Origin of the sequence: Bacteroides sp. 2201st1_D9_2201SCRN_220225, from assembly GCF_040928965.1 — a bacterium.
Lineage (GTDB): Bacteria > Bacteroidota > Bacteroidia > Bacteroidales > Bacteroidaceae > Bacteroides > Bacteroides stercoris.
Window position 1 is genome coordinate 10,812 of record NZ_JBCODG010000069.1, and the last position, 15,630, is coordinate 26,441.

Here is a 15,630-nt window from a genome sequence, read left to right on the forward strand (position 1 = left end):
CTTTTTGAACAGTCCGAACAGTCCACCCCGTTTATTCTCTGTTGTTGCGGTTACGTCCGGCTGTTGCTGTTGTACCGTTTGCGAGATGATAACGGGTATTCTCCGTTGGAGTAGGCTGTCGGTGCGCAAGAATCCCGAAAGGGTATTCATCACCCCGAGCAACAGTTTTTCCTTTTCCAGCAGCAGTGAAGAAACTCTGTCTATCCGTGCATGTTGTACGCCGTCAGTCCGGTAATACTGTTTCAATCCGTTCAAGGCATCGGTTGCCACTTCACGCTTCATCCGGTATTTGTCAAGTTTCTCATTGTCCCTCAGCAGCAGAATATCATCAGAGAAAGAAAAGTCGAGTAATTTTTCAAAAGTCTGATTCATTACCTTCCTTCTTTGCTTGATAAGTCGTTCGCTACTGTTCAGTGTCTTCATTTTCCGATGTCCCAGCCATACAGAAAAAACAACAATGCCCAATATGGCGAGCAACAAACCATATCCTGCAATAATTTTCATCCGGAGTAACGAAAAAGAATCATTTGTTCGTATTAGTTTTATTTTCATCTGTTATAACATGATAACAAAGATAATCTTTGCACTTATACCTTGTGTCTGTAGGCAATTATTTGATTAATAGTTGCTACTACCCTGTCTATTATCCGTTCTATTTTGTTTAAAGATATTGTTTGATTAACCACTTATTTAGCAATTCCACTAATTCGATATTATTCAAATCCTGCATCAGAAAGTGTGTATTACCATAGATGCCAATTTGGGGTAGTTCTACCAATGTTGCGTTACCTCCATGCCGATTTATTGACTCTACAAATTTTCGAGCCATCTGAAGACGTACACGCCAATTCTCGTCTCCCAGATTTTTGGAAGGCGTTTCCGGTATATAATCTCCGAAATAAAGAATAATAGGGATTTCCGTGAGCTGTTTGAATTGTTCCATCGGAACAGGCATTCCGGCTACGCCTCCTGTCAGGCCGTCGATACGATCAGGTACTTCTCCTTCAGGGAATACAAACCCGCCCGGTTCATAGGATACGACACCCTTGACCTCTGAATTTTGCATGGCAGACATCCAACCGGGGAAGCCGCCTGCCGAATGGGAGACAAGTACATGATCGCCGATACGCTTTGCCAGTGCACCAAGTGCAGGAACATCCTGCTTGTGGTCGCTGATGTCAGGCGTCATCTCGCGGAAAAATTGTGAAAGCGATACGGAATCTTTCGGGAATTGCACGCCCTCGTTGTAGTTCGGCCAAATGCCGATGCGCCATATATCGAACCAGAACATCTCGTCGGCCACGGGTTTTACCGTAGTAGTTGCGGATGTGCGTCCGGCGCGTCCTCTGCCCGGAAGATCCACCACATAGCTACTCCAGCCATGACGCAACATCAGCGTGGTAAACCCATCCCTGCCGTCGGGCGTCATCTGCCAGCACACGCCAGCCCCCCCGTAGCCATGCACATATACGAGAGGAAGTTTCTTACTATCGACTGGTATTTGAAAATCCACGAAGGCATGATCGGCACGATAGCTTTGACCGGTTTCTTCCTGTTCCGCCCAGCCGACGAATTTACTGTTATCGTATGCTCCCGGTCGCTGGATAGTTTGTCCGCCTACCGAAAAATGCCCTTGTTTGGCAATCGTTATCGTCTGCGCTCCGGCTATTGCTGTAACAGACAGCAACAATGCCGATAAAATTGTTTTTTTCATTGTTCTTTTGTCAGTTGGTTCAACACTCCGCGAAGCGGTTCCGAATAGGTTTTACCGAGATTCATCTCCACGATGTTCAACAATGCCGAGATCTGTTCGGCAGTGATACCGAGATGCAGGCAGATAGACATGTGTCCGATAGCCATAGGTTCTACGCCGCCCACACCGGCAAGAATGGATATCGTAGCGAGTTCACGCTCCCGATAGGTCAGCAGGTCGCGCTCGAAAAGGTCGGCGAAAAGATGCTCTTTAAGGAACCGTTCAATGGTCGGAGCGAATACTGCATATCCCGCTTTCGGTGCATCAGTCGGCACACCCGATATTTCGGCAAGCACATCGCGTCCACGTTCGTAACGACTGTTGCGATCCTTGATTGCAGATGCTTCCCGACCAACGGGATCGTTCATTCCGTTCGCTTTGCGTTTATCCACTACCTGTATAAAAGTCTGGATTGCCCGTAAGCTACGGGGGAATCCGCAATAGGCGTAAGCGTGAATCAATACTTCGTTTATTTCATTGATGGTCATACCGGCTTCCAACGCCTCGGCGAGTGCCGGTTTCAGATGTTCCAAATCTCCTTTTCCCGTATAGGATGCGATTGCGACGATAGCCTGTTCACGGTCAGCCAGCACCTTGTTCATTTCAGCATAACGGTTTTCCGATTCGCTTGTCGCTTTACTATATTGTTCATCACTCACCGGATCGAGCCATACCGCCGCATTAGTCTGCGGATTGGTGGTAATGGCAATGTGGGCAAACCAGCCGTCCGGTGCGGCCCCGTGCCAATGCACTATGTCGGGAGCAATCTCTACAATGTCGCCCGGATACAACCGGCGGGCAGGTTGTCCTTTCTCCTGATAGTAACCGATGCCTGCGGTGGCAATCAACAACTGACCGGCTTTATGCGAGTGCCAACTGTTGCGGCATCCCGGCTCGAAAGTTACATTCGCCATCGGAACATTCAACTCTTTCTGCTCGCTCAATGAAGCAAGCCATACCTCGCCTGTAAAATTCGGATTCGGAGAGAGTTTCTCGCCAAGCGGATAAGGCTGGCGGAAGGTTTCAGCGGTCTGCGCATAGACCGTTGCTGATGATGCACATAACATGGCCATAAAAAATAAATTACTGATCTTCATGTCTGTTTTCTTATTCGATTATTCACCTAAAGTTCTTGTAAAGGCAAGTGTAGAAAGCTGCCATTTGCCGTTTTCCATTACATAGACTTCCGTTACTATAAAAGGGAAACGTACAGCATTGCCTCCGACTACCGAGTTTAAATGAATCCGGCTGTAAACCGTTGCCGTTCCTGCCGCAAACTTCACCTGCACATCATGTATTTCGGCTTTCTTATACCAGATGCCGCCTGTACGGATGGTATTCAGTTCCTCCTGCTTGCCCCAATAGCCGCCCATATGAACAAACTGCGAGTTCTCATGAAACAACTCTGCCAGCTTCTCTACATTCTTCTCTGCCATCCAATTCCACTTATTGTTGGATAAATCGACTATCGTCTGCTCTTCGGCAGTGAATACTTTCTGACTCTCTTGTGCTTTCGTTCCGACAGACAAGGTCAGGAACATCAATACCGTAATGATCAATAATTTCATATCGCTCTGATTTTTAATTGTAACTTTTGCAAAGGTAGAGGGGATGCAGAAAAGCGACGATACAAAAAAATCGGTAAAAACTGCGATTTTTACCGATTATATAAGAATTGAACAAGGGCTATTCCCTGTAATCCGATGGTTTGACACCTAAATTTTGCTGCACATAGCGGCTGAAATAGGCAGGCGACGAAAAACCGAACATATCGGAAATCTGGACGAAAGTCAAGGACTTATCGCGGAGCAAGCGGGTAATGTCGAGTATCGTATAACGGTTGATCCAGTAGTTGGCGGCATATCCGCTTACTTTTTTAGAAACCTCCGACAAATATTTTGATGTAACACACAAGCAATCGGCATAATAGGTTACTTCCCGATGTTCTCGGTATGCACCCTCCTCCAACATTTTCAGAAAACGGTTCATGATGGAGGCGTTCTGTGTTGAGATGTCGCTCTCACCATAAATGCGTGCATGGAAATCGAAAAAATCAAGAATGGCTGTTTGCATGGCATTTATCAGCACCTCACGGTAGAAGCGATGCCCCGAATCTTGAATACGGAGTTCCAACAAGTCGAAATCGCGGCGGCACACGATCTGCTGTTCGGGCGTCAGGTGCATGATGGGATTGAGAAAAAGTGCCAAAGCTCCTTTCATCCCATAGTTACTTTGTGGCGTACACAGTTCTATAAAACCGGGCTTCGCATAGATTATTTTACACTGAAAGTCATCCGATGGCTGTATGTTTTCTATGACTGTTCTCTTGCGGACAATGGACAAATCTCCGGCATGTAATTCAAAATCCCGTTCGTTGAAACGGTAACGGCACGTTCCTTTCAAACAAAGTAAATGCGCCAAATACTCCTCTTCGGAATCTGTACTCACAATGCCGAGCCTGTCGGCAACGATTATATCTTTCTGATATTCCATGCCATACCTTTTAGTTCCTTAAATGCAAAAATAATCATAAATACGGAATAAACTTGCAACCGTACCGACAACGACTGCAAGTTTTACCGTTTTTAACAGTATTGCCAACGGGTTATCGTATAATATGAATCGTTCGCAACCAACTCTCCACCCCGCCTGTATTTCTTCCGGTCGCTCCGAATCCCTGCAAATGTCTGGAACCGGGGGGTAAGCTCCACGATTCTGGCGAGCGTCTCCTCCCTATAAGTCGATGCGTAAGTACAGAACGGGACAATAATCTTGTCCGAAAAATCATATTCCGAACTTTCGAGGAACGACCACACGGCCATCGGTGCGGTATGCCACCAGACGGGGCAACCCACAAATACCACATCGTAGTCGTCGAGATTATCCACCGTACTGCCCAATTCAGGACGAACACCGTTATCCAGTTCCTCACGAGCGACCTCCGTACACTCGTTGTAATCCATTGGATAAGGATTGATGGTTTCAATGCGGAATAGCGTGCCGCCAGTCATATTTGCAATCTCCTCTGCCAAGTGTTGCGTATTGCCACCCCAACTGAAATAAGCAATAAGGATTTTGCGATTTGCATCGTACTTGATTGTATCATTCTGATATAATGGAGTATCGGAGCCTTCATCTTTCGAGCAGCCAGCCAGTGCAACCAATATTACCGACAGGCAGGATAAAAATAACAGTCTATGTTTCATATACCTCTATTTAGTATTATACATTATTCCGTCATACCGATTTCCCGCAACCAGTTCAATATACCGCTTCTTGAAGTCGCCGTGTTGTTGCGTGAAATACTGTAACCGCCAACCATCGTGGCATTCGGTACTAATCCTCTGATGTCCTCCAAAGTTCCCGACCATCCGCTTCCGCCATGCGTGGAGAAAGGAATGACCGTCTTCCCGTTGCAGTCGAATTTATCGAAGAAAGAATACATTGCCATCGGCATCTGATACCACCAGATCGGATAACCCACGAAGACCACATCATAATCATCGAAATTGTCTATCTCCGTAGCAAGTGCAGGGTGAATATCATTTTGGCGTTCATTATCCGCCTGATCCGCCAAATCATCGAAGTTGCCGGGATAAGGCTGTGCCGTCTGTATGCGTACCATATCACCACCCGTTGCCTCTCGAATTACGGTAGCCACATACTGAACGCTACCGTAAAGATCACCGTCCACAATGACACGGCTTGCCGAGGTTATGGCATCAACCCCGTCCGGAAGCGGCTCGGAAAAATAGGCGACAAGAATCTTATGATTCGTACCCGGCACTACTTCTTCAATGTCCGTATTGCCGCCATCATTATTCGGCTCATCATCCGAACAGGCAGCTACAAAGCAGGCTGTAACAGACAATAAGGCCATTGCGTAAAATATCTTTTTCATACTCTGCTGTCTTTAATTATTTCAACATCTTAATTTCTTTCAACCATTCCCCGATACCTTTCGTGTTCTTGCTTACTGCACCGAATCCTTTCAGATGTTCGGCAGCCGGTGTCAGCTCTACAATCCGTGCCAAGGTTTCGTCCCGATAAGTCGAAGCGTAAGTACAGAACGGTATTACCGTTTTACCTTTGAAATCATAGCCATCCGTAAAGGTGTTGATAATCATCGGAGCTGTCCACCACCATACGGGACAACCAATGAATATCGTATCATATTGCTCCCAATCTTCGACTTTCTTTTTGATGGCGGGGCGGGCATCGGCTTCTTTTTCGGCCTTTGCAACCTCGGTGCAAGGTGTGTACTCGGTGGGATAAGGCTTCTCCGGCTCGATACGGAAAAGCGTACCGCCCGTGAGTGCGGCTATATGTTCCGCTACATGTTGCGTATTGCCTCCCCAGCTGAAGTAGGCAATAAGAATTTTCTTTGCCGGTTGTTCATTGGCCGGAGCGTTTTGTGCATTTGCGCCCGTACTGAATAGCAGGACGGCAAGCAAGGCTATAAGTTTTGTTTTCATATCTTCTGTTGTCTAATTGTTGGACATTATTTCGGTCATCCAGCGGTCGAAACTGATCATCCATTCTTCGTGGGTGTATCCGAATCCGTGCGGCATGCCTTCGTATTCGTGTTCTTCTACTTCGACACCCGCTTCACGCACGGCGTTGGCACATGCTTGGAACTGGCGATAGAACGGGTCGCGCGTCCCATAAGCAAAAAATGTAGGAGGAATTTTAGATGCCTTGAATTTTTCCACATCGGTCGATGTAACACTCAACCGGCCATAAAAGGCGTAGATCATTCCGATGGTACAGACATTGGCAGATACCTCGTCAAGCGCATCGGGGCGATAGTCGGAAGTGAGTGCCGTACCGTTTACCAATTCATCGAAATTGAGAGCTTCATCGCCACAAAGAATACCTCCGGCAGAGAACCCCACGGAGGCTATGTCGTTCGGATTTATCCCGTAATCGGCAGCGTGCCGGCGGACAAAACGGATAGCACGAGCCAAGTCGAGGCTTCCTTCCTCCATCGTATAGGGGCGTACACGATAGTTTACGACAAAAGCCTGATAACCGTGACGGGCAAACCATTGTGCGACCGGAGTACCTTCCATCCGGTCGCTGCGGAACTGAAACGCACCGCCTGCACATACGAGGACAGCACCCTTTTCCGTCGTGCCTTCCGCAACCGGAAAATAATTCATATAAGGGCGGAACGATGGCGGGTCTTGATAAGAGCCTTGACTGCCCGTGTAGTTCGTAATCTTCGCCATATTTCCTTCCGGCCACAGATAGATGGTCGAAGCTAACGGATTCTGCCCGTCATCCCCACCGGCAGGAGGCGTATCGTCATCCGAATCGGCAAGCGTCGTAAATTGGCGGGACTGACCGTAAACCGTTCCGACGGAAGTCGTGGCATAAGCCCAGACAAAATAGGTTGTATTTGCCGAAAGCCCTGTTGCATAGCAGGCAAATGAATTTGCATCCCCGGCTCCTACATTGTGGTTATCGGAAACGGTCGGATTGTCGGTTGTCGCCCAACAGATGCCGAACTCCTTTACCGCTTGCGTTTCGCCGATAATACGACCGCCAGAAATGGCATTGTCAGAGGTTATTGCCGTCACTTCGGCTGTTTCGACGCGAATAGCATTATCGGGCATGGGGTTGTCCGAGCGTTCGTCACATCCTGTTGCTGTGGTAACTGTAAACAGCGACAAGACTGCATAGAAAAATATATTCTGTTTCATAATCAAATGTGTTTACCGAGATTATAGGCTTCATCTTCGTATCGGCTACCCTTGATAGCACCTTTGCGTCCCATGCCGATGGCTTTTACCATTCCGCGTTCCGTAGGATTGGGCAGGCACATAACAAAACCGCGAAAGCCGTTGACCGCCCAATCCGCCGTGTTTTCTTCCGGGTCGGCGCAAGCGGTGAGATAAAAAAACTCCTTGTCCTTCATCTCACGGTAACGCCCGAAAGTCCGGTCGATAAAAGTCTTGAGTTGTCCCGTGATATTCATGTAATAGACCGGGCTTGCCAGCACGATAACATCTGCCCGTACCATCTTATCGACCAGCATCGGTACGTCGTCTTCTGCTTCATTGGCGCGATTGCCCACGCGCTGCTCGTCCGCTTCGGAGAAATAGTCGATACGGTAGTCGGCGAGAAAGATTTTCTCCACCCGTCCACCAACCTCTTCCGCACCACGGGCGAAGGCATCGCACAATAAATCGGTATTACCACCCTTACGTGGACTGCCGGAAACAATCAACACGTATTTGTTCTCTTTCTGTACGGTTGTCGTTTCCGAAAAGTTGATGTGGTATCGCTCCGCGCTTTTTCCGGCTTGCTTGTCGCCGCAAGAGGTCAAAGCCCCCGCAAGGAGGCTTACGACCATATAGATAATTGTTTTTTTCATATTTGGACAGATTTGATGGCTGTAGGCGTGTAGGTATGGTCATAGGTATAATCCTGAAAATTTCCGAAATTCCCGTTACCGTAGGATATATTGAACGACCTTCCCGCATCGCCAAGGTCAATGGCACGGATAACCGACATTTCCTCATCGGACAGCTCAAAGTCGAAAATGCTGATGTTTTCGAGAATGTGGTCCGGATTGGTTGAGCCGGGAACAGGACAAAGCCCTTCCTGCATGTGCCAGCGGAGAATAATCTGATAGACCGATTTTCCGTGAGCAGTGGCAATCTGTCGGAGTGTAGAATTATTAACGTCACCTCTGTTGTGGTTTAGCGGATACCAACACTCCACCTGAATGTCGTAGTTGTCAGCATAGAGTTGTCTGGCTTCCTTTCTTTGGGCAAGCGGATGACACTCTATCTGTGCCACTTGCGGTTTGATTTCCGCATTTTGCATGATATAATTGAACGCCTCCATGCGGTTGTCAAAATTACTGATACCGAGTGCACGTATTCTGCCTGCCTTATACTCATTTTCCATCACACGCCAACATGCGAGTATATCTTCCAAAGTGCCGGCGGGGTGATGAATATATACAAGGTCTATGTAATCGACTTGTAACCGCTCAAGCATTCCTTCAAACGCATTTTGCGCATCTGCCAAGTCTCCGGATATTTTGCTTGTCACCCATATTTCTTCCCGAGGAATGCCGCTTTCCTTTATTCCCCAGCCTGCTCCACGTTCATTATAATAGAACATGGCATCGTCCAAATGACGATAACCTGACTGGAGTGCCGAGATGACCATGCCACGAACTGTCTCGTTAAGCTGCTGCCGTTGGTTCGCGCCTTCCATACTTTGCACTTGGGTACCCAGTCCGAAACGAGGCATCATGACACCATTGTTGAGCCTTACAAGCGGAACTCCGGAAACCGATGTTATATTAGATACCGCCTGCGGTCCTCCGTCGGAAGTATTTCCTCCAGGTGCAGGCTGGGTCACTTGATGGTCGAAATTACCTGTATGGGACTCGCTCCCTCCACCGTCGATTTCTGTACCCGGTTCTTCTATGCTGTTTTCCGAATCTTTACATGAAGACAGGAAAGTCATGGTAAACAGCAAGGTGGATACTGCTATGAACTTTGATAAATAGATTGCTTTCATTTTGATTCTTTTATTATTTGATAAATCTATAAGATTATATCATTTACATTCTTTCGATACTTTAAAAGTTTCATCCTACTTGTGCAAGCCATTTTCGTTTTGGGTTAAAGGTTCTTCCCGAAAAATTCCGTCAGCTTGCTTGTCGCTTGTTCCACGTATTCCGGTACATAGTAAGTCTTGATGTGTGTCGCACCGGGGATAAGGAACAGTTCCTTGTTCTGCGTTCCTGTCGCTTTGCTGTAACATTGTTCGGTCATATAGAACGTGTCGGCAATGCTTCCTGCAATCATCAGCAACGGTTGATTGATAAGATACATACCCTCGCTCGCGTCGAAAGCCATAAGTTCCACAAGGCTGCTCTTGGTGTAACGGAAGGTGGAGTTGGGATGTGCATGGCTCTGGAGATAGTATCTGTAACCGTCACGATAGAGGTCGAACGGCAGTTTTGCCGCCTGCTCAGGTGTCACGCCGCTCATGTCGCCTACATATTCCGGTTCTCCGCCCTCAGCTTCTTTCTGGCGGGCTGCACAGGCATCGGCAAGACGCTCCTGCACCTCGTTGATCTGTGAATCGAGGAAACCGTTGCGGCGCACAAGTCCCGTGTTGAACATGCTCAATGTGGCCACCGCCTTGAAGCGTTTGTCGATCTGTGCTGCTTTCAGCGTATAACCACCTCCGCCACAGATGCCGAGAATACCGATGCGATTTGCATCCACACCCGGATACTGCGCCAGAATATCGGCGGCACGGCGGATGTCCTCTATACGATAAGCAGGTTTGTCCGTGTTGCGCGGCTCTCCCTCGCTGGCTCCTTGATAGGCTGCATCGAAGGCGATACAGATATAGCCCGCCTCGGCCATACGCTGACTATACAGCCCGGCAACCTGCTCCTTCACCCCTCCGTTCGGGTGGGCGACTACAAGAGCCGGATAGTTTTTCGCTGTATCATATCCTGCCGGAGTATAAACATTAGCGGCAATCTTAAGCCCGTTCAAGTCGTAAACAATGGGATGAATGTTTACCGCTCCCTCTTTGTTTTCCGCGATAGCGTCAGCATAGACCAATCCGAACGGATTGTCATTGTGACTTTTGATTGTTTTAGCGTCCACATAAGCGAACGGCATTTTCTCTTTCATTTCCATATTCTCTTGTGCATTTAATGTATTGCATACAGCCATTGTCGCACACAATACGGTCGTAATTGTCTTTTTCATTGTTTCTCAATATTTTATTGCAAAAATACGGTGAAGACAAGATACTGTTCTTATGTTATTTACGGTAAGAAGTACCATTTTTACGGGAAATGTATTTCTCCCAGAAACGAACGGCATCCTCGTGCCAGCCGTCGGCAGTCGTACCCCTGCCCAATCCGAACCCGTGACGCAGGTCGGGAAGCAGATGAAACTCGGCATCTATGCCCAACGCCTGAAGGTTTTCCACCCGTCGGTGCATGGTTGAAGGGCTGGCGATGGCATCGTCCTCACCGATTATCACATAGGTAGGCGGATCGTCCGGAGTATATTCCGAATGTCCCGTATATCCCATTATGACCGTCGCCGGACGCTCGTGTGTCGCTTCGATGAACCCTTGTGTAGAGTAAGAACCTAGGTAAGCCGCCATACGCGCACCCGCTGAACCTCCCCACAGGGAGTAATCATCAGTCGATACCTGCAACTCCTCCGCATGGCGCATGATGAAGTCGATGGCTTGAGCGAGATCTTCGCACGCTACCTGCGCACCGCCCGTCCGGTACTGGATGGAAAAGGCGTTATAACCCATCTTGCTCAATGCGATGGCAAGCGGAAATCCCTCGTGGATAGCACCGACATAGGAAAAACCACCGCCGGGACAAACGATGGCGAACGGTTTGCCCGGCTTTCCACGAAAGAAAAAAAGTCCCGTATTGTTCTTGCGTGCATCCGTCCGCTTGTCTTCATCGGAATAGATGTCATAAAAGAGGCGGTTCCCGTCCTGAACATAGTCGATCATCGTGTTGATGGTTTCCACGGCACGCTCTCCCGTCACATAGTTGTGGTATGGTAGCAGGCTTGCCACATTCGCAAGCGGCATATTGTCGTCATACCTGCGTTCGGCAGGCAGAATGAACTGTCCGAATCCGGTAAACGCCTCATGCTCTATCACGTCTTTTACGGTGCTGGCAGTAGTCAGATGTCCGTAAGTATTCATATTCCCGTTCTGTCCGTTCGGAAAAAAGAACGGCAGTGCGTTATAGAGGTATTCCGCCATAGGCCGAAACTCATGCCGTGCGCCGTCTTTTTCGTGAAAGGTGAGGTTGGAGAGCGGAAATACATCCGTAAGCCGTGCCATTGCCTCGACCTGTACCAATGTTTCACGATAGGCCGAATCGTCCGTCCCGCTTGCCGCCCAGATATAAAAGCCCGTACCTGTATGTGGAGATTGGCGAATGACACCAGCAAGGTACTCTGCTGTTTCCGTCGGGCGATTCATACCTGCAAATGCTCCCAACGACCAGCAATCGGCACTGACGGGCATGAAGAATTTGAAATAGTCCAGCGTATGCTCTAACGCGTACCACGTCGTTACAGCCCCCATCGAGAAGCCGCCTATGGCACGATGCTCGCGCGAGGATTCTAGACCTGCGGCGTCCGTACTTTCGGCGTATGTGCGGTAACGGCTTTCCACTATGGGGATAAGGTCGTTTATAAGTTCTTGCGGCAGAGCTTCGCAATACGGATCGGCATCGACATAATTCGGTGTCGGATTACCGTAGTTGTAACTGGGCGACACGACGATGGTGGGAGCCATGTCTCCGTTTTCCGTCATGTGGTCGAGCAGTTTGCGGAGCAGACCGTTTTCCGCTTCAAACGTGGTTGCCGCCGTGCCATAATGTCCGTGTACGAAGTAAAGTACGTTGTAGCGTTGGTCTGTATGCTCATCGTAGCCGTAAGGCAGATAGACGTATGCCGTATTGGTACGTGCTACGCCCGTGCCTTCGGCATAATCGTGCGTGTCGTAGTCAATGCGCACCACTTCTCCCCGTTGTTCCGCCTCCTGCTCGTAATTGACAGGAACGGAATTGGTCTTGTTCATCAGCCCTGTATAGTCGTGTGCCCGGTCGGGAGTTTCCGGCTCTTCCTGCTCCTGATCCGGCGGTAAGACCGGTCGGTTTTCTTCACTGTCCGAGCAGGAAACCAAACACAGACAGCAAAGCAGTATGGTTTGTAACATCATCTCTTTCATTGTGTCAATCCTTATGAAATTCATATCGCATCCACATCACGCCGTGTTCCCGCCGCGAAGCGGAAAGCAGTTGCAGCCGTTGTCCTTGGGCCGGATATTCAGTTGCGCCACCCATGTACTCGAAGATAGAGGGAACACCCGAAAGCCCGTCGATACCGGGATAGACAACCAGACTCAATTCGTCTATCAACCCTTCGGCAAGCAGTGCGCCATTGAGGATACCGCCACCCTGTACCGATACGCGACGGATGCCGAACTCACGACCGACAGCCTCAAGTCCTTCCCGAAGATTGGTCGCATCGCTGACGATAATATATGAAATGTGTATTTCACGCAGATGGGCAAGGTACTCTTCTGTTACATTCCGTCCCACGATGACGAGCATATTGTCCCCTCTCAAAGTTGGGGAAGTAAAATAGATGTCGCCTTCCGGGTCGGCAACGATAAACATGCGTTCCGAATGGCGTTCGCCGATGAATACGGCAGGCTCATCGGATGATATGGTATGCCCTGCAATACCGAATCGGTAAGTAAATATGGCGCGGACTGTATTTTTCCCGAACATCCACGCATCCGTATTCAGTTCACGACCGATGGTGGCATAGACTTTCAAGAGATCGCCGCGCTCTGCTTCGTAGGGAGCAGTCCAGCGCCCGTCGATCAGTCGTCCATCGACGGAGCTCATGATGTGACATATTATTTTCGGTTTCATACGCTACTTTTTTATAGGTGATCCTCCGAATACTTCGCTCATCTCCATTGCATCAAGAGCCGTGTCAATCGCCTTTACCTCCTCGTCAGTCAGGTGGATGTCCGCCGCACCTATGTTCTCTTTCAGCCGGCACAAGTGGCGTGTTCCGGGAATGGGGATGATGGCAGGACGCTTGTTCATCATCCACGCCAACGAGATTTGCGAGGCGGTAGCACGGTATTCGTCTGCCAGTTGTTCAAGGAGGGAAAAAAGCGCACGGTTCTTCTCGAAACTCTCCGGCCGGTACTGCGGCATCGACGCACGGTAGTCGGTCTCAGGGTCAAAAGACGTGTCGGCTGTATAACGGTTGGTCAGCAGGCCGTTGGCAAGCGGTGAATGTGCCACGAAACCGATGCCGAGTTCTTCGACAACGGGCAGTAGCGGCTCGTGCCAGCGTGCCATCATCGAGAAACGGTTTTGTATGGCCGTTACCGGGCAGACACGGTGGGCACGGCGTAGGTACTCTTCCGTTGTTTCCGAGATACCCCAATGCAGGATTTTACCCTCACGGATAAGATCTGCTATGACCTCCGCTACTGCTTCCGGTTCGATATTCGGATCGATGCGGTGCTGATAATAAAGGTCGATGCGGTCGGTTCGCAGACGGCGGAGCGATTCTTCCACCGAATGACGGATGGTTTCGGGGCGTGCATCGGGTATCAGGGCGTGAGGGCCTGCCACTTCGGGTGTGTCAAAGGTCAAGCCGAATTTCGTGGCAATGACGATATAATCACGGTAGGGACGCAGGGCTTTCCCCAACAGTTCCTCGTTATCATGCGGACGGTCGGCAGTACCATAGATTTCTGCGGTGTCGAAAAAAGTATAGCCCATATCCACGGCATCACCGAGAAGTTCCGTCATTTCGCGTCTGTCGGCAGGCGCACCGTAGGCGTGGCTCATACCCATGCACCCCAAGCCCACTGCGGAGACTCGCAATCCACTTAATCCTAATATTCTGTATTCCATATTGCTTATTTATTTACAGGAATTTGCATATTGCCGAGATAAGCCCGTTCTTTTTCTTCGAGCGACATATTGAAGAAGCGTTTTTCCTTGTTGAGCGAACGTATCTGCGCCATCTCCTCATCGGTCAGCTCGAAGTCGAAAATCTGTATATTCTCCTTGATGTAATCGGGATTCGATGCGCCGGGGATGGCGGAAAATCCCTCTTGCATATGCCAACGGAGAATGACTTGCGCCGGTGTTTTGCCGTGCGCTTCGGCAATGGCGATGATGGCCGGATCTTTGAACAGTGCGCCGTTGCTCATTGCACCACCCAACGGAAACCAGCAGGTGACGTGTATGCCGTAAGGTTTTACCTTTTCGCGTATGGCCAGCCGTTGTGCGTAAGGGTGACATTCGATTTGAAGCACGGCAGGTTTTACACGCGATTCGGTCATAATCTTATTGAACACCTCGTCACTCGCATCGAAATTGCTGATGCCTAAAGCCCGCACTTTGCCCATTGCCACAGCTTTTTCCATATCTCTCCATGCACCGACGAAGTCACCGACAGGCTGGTGTACATAGAGCAGATCGATGTAATCCAACTGCATACGCTCCAGCATCTCGTCGATGGCTTTCAGCGTCTTGCCTTCACCGTATTCAGTCGGCCAGAGCTTGCTGGTAATCCATATTTCCTCACGTGGAATGCCGCTCGCTTTCACGGCACGTCCTACGCCCGCTTCGTCGTTATAGGCATGGGCGGTGTCGATGTGACGGTAACCTGCCTTCAATGCCGTCAGACACGATTGTTCGCACACTTCGTCGGAGGGCTGGAGGAACGTCCCCAGTCCGAACTGTGGCATAAGGATTCCATTATTCAGTTGTACCATCGGTACGCCTGCGGCAGTCTTATAAATATCCTGCGCGAAAGAGGTGCTGCATATCATTGAAGCCAGCACCACGAGTCCGGTAAAGAATTTCTTTTTCATTTCATTATCTGTTTTTAATAGTACATTGTATTTGTTTACGCTTCGCGTACAATAAACGCTGTGCCTCGGCATAGTCTTCAAACAAGTTTGAGCCTCTGCACTCGGCTTGCAGTCTATTTCGACATTGCAAAGGTAGAGAGAAGCTATGGGGTAGGCTTTACAAGAAATTCGGTTGAAACTACACTTATTTCGGTTTTTGCATCCATCCGATACCGAAGTGATTAAGGTTCAAAATCATTTTCTGGAAAAATGGTAATTCGAGCCGTATTTTTTGTTCCATCGGCATGAACCGACGTATCTAACTTTGCACCCGGATTGACACGTAAACAATCAACAATTAAATAATGTAAGTCATTAGTGTCCCGTTAAAATGGGACGAGTTAAACAATTAATCAAAAAGCCCCGGAATCAGGGGATCATTTAGATCT

General features: G+C 49.0%; 15 protein-coding genes and 1 pseudogene. All 16 read right to left on the minus strand.

Going from position 1 to position 15,630, the window contains the following annotated elements; translation table 11 throughout:
• Nucleotides 1-537: pseudogene (locus AB5903_RS17920) on the minus strand (sensor histidine kinase); the annotation flags it as partial.
• Nucleotides 538-661: 124 nt separating this feature from the next.
• The gene (locus AB5903_RS17925; RefSeq protein WP_368118085.1) at nucleotides 662-1,714 is read right to left on the minus strand and encodes an alpha/beta fold hydrolase; all 1,053 of its coding nucleotides are present in this window, start codon (nucleotides 1,712-1,714) and stop codon (nucleotides 662-664) included.
• A complete protein-coding gene (locus AB5903_RS17930; protein ID WP_229127183.1) occupies nucleotides 1,711-2,850 on the minus strand; it encodes a carboxymuconolactone decarboxylase family protein in 1,140 nt (379 codons plus the stop codon). Before AB5903_RS17930 ends, AB5903_RS17925 begins: the two co-directional genes overlap by 4 nt.
• Before the next feature lie 18 nt (nucleotides 2,851-2,868).
• Complete coding sequence (locus AB5903_RS17935) at nucleotides 2,869-3,321, minus strand: nuclear transport factor 2 family protein (RefSeq protein ID WP_195658339.1); 453 nt, start codon at nucleotides 3,319-3,321, stop codon at nucleotides 2,869-2,871.
• 118 nt (nucleotides 3,322-3,439) lie between these two features.
• On the minus strand, nucleotides 3,440-4,246 hold the full coding sequence (locus tag AB5903_RS17940; RefSeq protein WP_195658340.1) for an AraC family transcriptional regulator: 807 nt from the start codon (nucleotides 4,244-4,246) through the stop codon (nucleotides 3,440-3,442).
• 92 nt (nucleotides 4,247-4,338) lie between these two features.
• Entirely contained in the window at nucleotides 4,339-4,959 is a 621-nt protein-coding gene (locus tag AB5903_RS17945) for a flavodoxin (RefSeq protein ID WP_272710707.1), read from the minus strand.
• 23 nt (nucleotides 4,960-4,982) lie between these two features.
• Complete coding sequence (locus AB5903_RS17950; protein ID WP_195658341.1) at nucleotides 4,983-5,654, minus strand: flavodoxin; 672 nt, start codon at nucleotides 5,652-5,654, stop codon at nucleotides 4,983-4,985.
• Between the two features lie 16 nt (nucleotides 5,655-5,670).
• Nucleotides 5,671-6,228: a flavodoxin gene (locus tag AB5903_RS17955; protein ID WP_195658342.1), complete on the minus strand. Its 558-nt coding sequence runs from the start codon at nucleotides 6,226-6,228 to the stop codon at nucleotides 5,671-5,673.
• Between the two features lie 12 nt (nucleotides 6,229-6,240).
• Nucleotides 6,241-7,458, minus strand: coding sequence for an alpha/beta hydrolase (locus AB5903_RS17960; protein ID WP_195658343.1), 1,218 nt, complete (start codon nucleotides 7,456-7,458; stop codon nucleotides 6,241-6,243).
• 2 nt (nucleotides 7,459-7,460) lie between these two features.
• Nucleotides 7,461-8,132: a flavodoxin family protein gene (locus AB5903_RS17965; protein WP_229127185.1), complete on the minus strand. Its 672-nt coding sequence runs from the start codon at nucleotides 8,130-8,132 to the stop codon at nucleotides 7,461-7,463.
• A complete protein-coding gene (locus AB5903_RS17970; protein WP_272710708.1) occupies nucleotides 8,129-9,295 on the minus strand; it encodes an aldo/keto reductase in 1,167 nt (388 codons plus the stop codon). Before AB5903_RS17970 ends, AB5903_RS17965 begins: the two co-directional genes overlap by 4 nt.
• Nucleotides 9,296-9,399: 104 nt before the next feature.
• Nucleotides 9,400-10,509 (minus strand): alpha/beta hydrolase, encoded by a 1,110-nt coding sequence (locus AB5903_RS17975; RefSeq protein ID WP_272710709.1) that lies wholly within the window; start codon nucleotides 10,507-10,509, stop codon nucleotides 9,400-9,402.
• A 55-nt stretch (nucleotides 10,510-10,564) separates the two neighbouring features.
• Nucleotides 10,565-12,517 (minus strand): alpha/beta hydrolase-fold protein, encoded by a 1,953-nt coding sequence (locus AB5903_RS17980; protein ID WP_195658346.1) that lies wholly within the window; start codon nucleotides 12,515-12,517, stop codon nucleotides 10,565-10,567.
• Between the two features lie 4 nt (nucleotides 12,518-12,521).
• A complete protein-coding gene (locus AB5903_RS17985; RefSeq protein ID WP_195658347.1) occupies nucleotides 12,522-13,229 on the minus strand; it encodes a dihydrofolate reductase family protein in 708 nt (235 codons plus the stop codon).
• Nucleotides 13,230-13,232: 3 nt separating this feature from the next.
• Nucleotides 13,233-14,234 carry an aldo/keto reductase gene (locus AB5903_RS17990; protein WP_258997673.1) on the minus strand — a complete coding sequence of 334 codons (1,002 nt, stop codon included), beginning with the start codon at nucleotides 14,232-14,234 and terminating at the stop codon, nucleotides 13,233-13,235.
• Nucleotides 14,235-14,239: 5 nt separating this feature from the next.
• Entirely contained in the window at nucleotides 14,240-15,202 is a 963-nt protein-coding gene (locus AB5903_RS17995) for an aldo/keto reductase (protein WP_229127186.1), read from the minus strand.
• Between the last annotated feature and the right edge of the window lie 428 nt (nucleotides 15,203-15,630).

Excerpts from the sequence above, each read along its gene's own strand:
- AB5903_RS17925 (WP_368118085.1), bottom strand. The coding sequence starts at position 1,714 with ATGAAAAAAACAATTTTATCGGCATTGTTGCTGTCTGTTACAGCAATA.
- AB5903_RS17930 (WP_229127183.1), bottom strand. The coding sequence starts at position 2,850 with ATGAAGATCAGTAATTTATTTTTTATGGCCATGTTATGTGCATCATCA.
- AB5903_RS17935 (WP_195658339.1), bottom strand. The coding sequence starts at position 3,321 with ATGAAATTATTGATCATTACGGTATTGATGTTCCTGACCTTGTCTGTC.
- AB5903_RS17940 (WP_195658340.1), bottom strand. The coding sequence starts at position 4,246 with ATGGAATATCAGAAAGATATAATCGTTGCCGACAGGCTCGGCATTGTG.
- AB5903_RS17945 (WP_272710707.1), bottom strand. The coding sequence starts at position 4,959 with ATGAAACATAGACTGTTATTTTTATCCTGCCTGTCGGTAATATTGGTT.
- AB5903_RS17950 (WP_195658341.1), bottom strand. The coding sequence starts at position 5,654 with ATGAAAAAGATATTTTACGCAATGGCCTTATTGTCTGTTACAGCCTGC.
- AB5903_RS17955 (WP_195658342.1), bottom strand. The coding sequence starts at position 6,228 with ATGAAAACAAAACTTATAGCCTTGCTTGCCGTCCTGCTATTCAGTACG.
- AB5903_RS17960 (WP_195658343.1), bottom strand. The coding sequence starts at position 7,458 with ATGAAACAGAATATATTTTTCTATGCAGTCTTGTCGCTGTTTACAGTT.
- AB5903_RS17965 (WP_229127185.1), bottom strand. The coding sequence starts at position 8,132 with ATGAAAAAAACAATTATCTATATGGTCGTAAGCCTCCTTGCGGGGGCT.
- AB5903_RS17970 (WP_272710708.1), bottom strand. The coding sequence starts at position 9,295 with ATGAAAGCAATCTATTTATCAAAGTTCATAGCAGTATCCACCTTGCTG.
- AB5903_RS17975 (WP_272710709.1), bottom strand. The coding sequence starts at position 10,509 with ATGAAAAAGACAATTACGACCGTATTGTGTGCGACAATGGCTGTATGC.
- AB5903_RS17980 (WP_195658346.1), bottom strand. The coding sequence starts at position 12,517 with ATGAAAGAGATGATGTTACAAACCATACTGCTTTGCTGTCTGTGTTTG.
- AB5903_RS17985 (WP_195658347.1), bottom strand. The coding sequence starts at position 13,229 with ATGAAACCGAAAATAATATGTCACATCATGAGCTCCGTCGATGGACGA.
- AB5903_RS17990 (WP_258997673.1), bottom strand. The coding sequence starts at position 14,234 with ATGGAATACAGAATATTAGGATTAAGTGGATTGCGAGTCTCCGCAGTG.
- AB5903_RS17995 (WP_229127186.1), bottom strand. The coding sequence starts at position 15,202 with ATGAAAAAGAAATTCTTTACCGGACTCGTGGTGCTGGCTTCAATGATA.